Source organism: Arthrobacter sp. Cr_A7, from assembly GCF_029222765.1.
Taxonomy (GTDB): Bacteria; Actinomycetota; Actinomycetes; order Actinomycetales; family Micrococcaceae; genus Arthrobacter.
This window is the reverse complement of sequence record NZ_JARHXQ010000189.1, coordinates 1-2,137: the sequence shown is the minus strand read 5'-3', so window position 1 is coordinate 2,137 and position 2,137 is coordinate 1. Positions and strand designations below refer to the sequence as shown.

Annotated in this window: 2 protein-coding genes; one reads left to right on the top strand and one right to left on the bottom strand. The window is 63.6% G+C overall.

Annotated elements, in window-relative coordinates; translation table 11 throughout:
- A partial coding sequence (locus P2Q66_RS11210; protein WP_275728058.1) for a hypothetical protein occupies positions 1–724 on the bottom strand: 724 nt, incomplete at its 3' end.
- 274 nt (positions 725–998) lie between these two features.
- On the opposite strand from P2Q66_RS11210, the gene P2Q66_RS11205 reads away from it, so the two are divergent.
- Positions 999–1,823: an SDR family oxidoreductase gene (locus tag P2Q66_RS11205; protein WP_275728057.1), complete on the top strand. Its 825-nt coding sequence runs from the start codon at positions 999–1,001 to the stop codon at positions 1,821–1,823.
- Positions 1,824–2,137: the final 314 nt, after the last annotated feature.

Below are 2,137 nucleotides of genomic sequence, written 5' to 3'. Positions count from 1 at the left end.
CTGCGGTGACCTGGCCCTTGGTCTGGAACAGGATTTCGATGGAGGGGAACTGGCCTGCCTGGTAAACGGCGCCGGCTTCCAGGCGGAGGAATCCGATGCGGAAGTTGCGCTCGGTGAAGGTGCCCAGCCATTTCTCGGACACGCCCTGATCGGTTGAGGGGAGCCAGTCGTAGGCGTCGGGGTTCATGGCGATGACGTCTTCGTAGCGCGGGGTGGCGAACTCGAGCTTGCCGCCGGTGGCGTGTTCGAAGATCGCCTGGGAGCCGTCCACGGTCTGCTCAACGCCGTTGGCGTCGGTGTAGGTGTACATGCCCTTCTTGAACTCGCCGCTCTTTTCCAGCTCGGCGTTGGTCGCTTCGCGCTGGGCGACCGACAGGTAGCCCTGGCCGCTGGCGCCGCCGGACTGGAGAACCAGGGTGCGCAGGCCCTCGGCGCGTTCCTGCGGGCCGTAGTGGACGCTCTCGGGGAAGTACCCGACCCAGCCTTCCTCCAGGAAATCGTTCTCGGAGTAGGGCAGGCGGCCCTTGATCACGTAGCGGACCTGGTCAAAGTTGTGCCGGTGACGCGGGGTCCGCCACCCGCCGCCGCCGGTGTGGCCCATGTTCAGGTCGTAATTGTTCGGCGAGCCGTCCTCACCGAACAGCAGGTGCTTCTGGTCCAGCACTCCCTCACGCATGGATCCGACTGCTTCGATGTCAGTATCCGCTGCCTTGCTTACGCGCATGTCCTGCTCCTTCACACAAAGTCGATGTATTCCCCCGGCAAGATCCGCGGGGGTGCGGCGCCCGGCCCCGCCGCTGCAATCCGTGCAGAACCGGCCGCCGTCCATTGACACTATCCCACATGGCGGGATATTGTTCAAGGGCAGGGCGGGTGCACTGTCTCCTGTTTTTCCCGATAAACGCCCAGGCGGTACAGGGTCAAGGCTGTCCAGGACAGCACCCGTGTTCACCGCTGCCTGCACGACCCATCACGACGCGAAACCACGAGGATCGACCATGACGACGACACCCCTGACTCACATTCCCCATGACTCCGGCGTGCCGGCATCAGCGCGGGACTTCAGCGTCGAGGGGCGGGTGGTCATTGTCACCGGCGCAGCCCAAGGCATCGGCCGGGAACTCGCGCGTCAGTTCGCCGCGGCCGGAGCCGTTGCCGTGGTAGCCGACCTCGCCATCGACAAGGCCGAAGCAGTCGTGAAGGAAATCCATGACGCCGGCGGGGTAGGCCTGGCCGTGAAAGTCAACGTGGCCGACGAAGCGTCCGTTACCGCCATGGTCGACACCGTCATCGACACATGGGGCCGGGTCGACGTGCTGATCAACAACGCCTCGATCTTCGCGAGCATCGAAAAGGGCCCGTTCGACCAAATCCCCCTGGAACAGTGGGAACAGGTGCTGAAGGTCAACATCACCGGCACCTACCTCTGCGTCCGGGCCGTCGCAGCCCACATGCGCAAAGCAGGCTTCGGCCGCATCATCAACATCTCATCCGACGCAGTCACCCGCGGCACCGTGAACTATCTGCACTACGTCACCTCCAAATCAGCACTGATCGGCATGACCAACTCCCTGGCCCGCGAACTCGGCAGCCACGGAATCACCGTCAACTGCATCCGCCCCGGCAGCGTCGCCACCGAAGTCGAACGCACCGTCAACCCCACCGCCGAAGTCCGCGAACGCGCCGCCTCCCTGCAATGCATCCCCCGCGGAATGGTCCCCACCGACCTCGTCGGCATCATGTTCTTCCTCGCCACACCCGCAGCCGCATTCATCACCGGCCAAACCATCGCCTGCGACGGCGGCTACACCCACAGCAGCTAACCCCACCCCACACGCCACCCACAGGAGAACCCCAATCATCTTCAGGGTGCTGAATTTGGCTGTTCTTGTACATATCGCGTTCTCAGTTCGATTCTGCACCACGTGCAAAATCGAAGGAGCGCTTCAGTTGCACGCTGGTTCAGGGTCAGTCAACGCGTACGGCAGGCATCAGAATGCCCTGACGAGCGGAGTCGGCGGCGGCGTGGGGCGTTGATGCTTCCGGTTTACGAACTCTGCTGGTTCTCCACCAGGCGTTCGGATATGATCGCTGCCGCTTGCTTGACCGCGAGGACAGCTTGCGGGACCTCGACGTC

What these genes read in the sequence shown, in the direction of transcription:
- P2Q66_RS11205 (WP_275728057.1), top strand. Translation starts at nt 999, where the DNA reads ATGACGACGACACCCCTGACTCACATTCCCCATGACTCCGGCGTGCCG.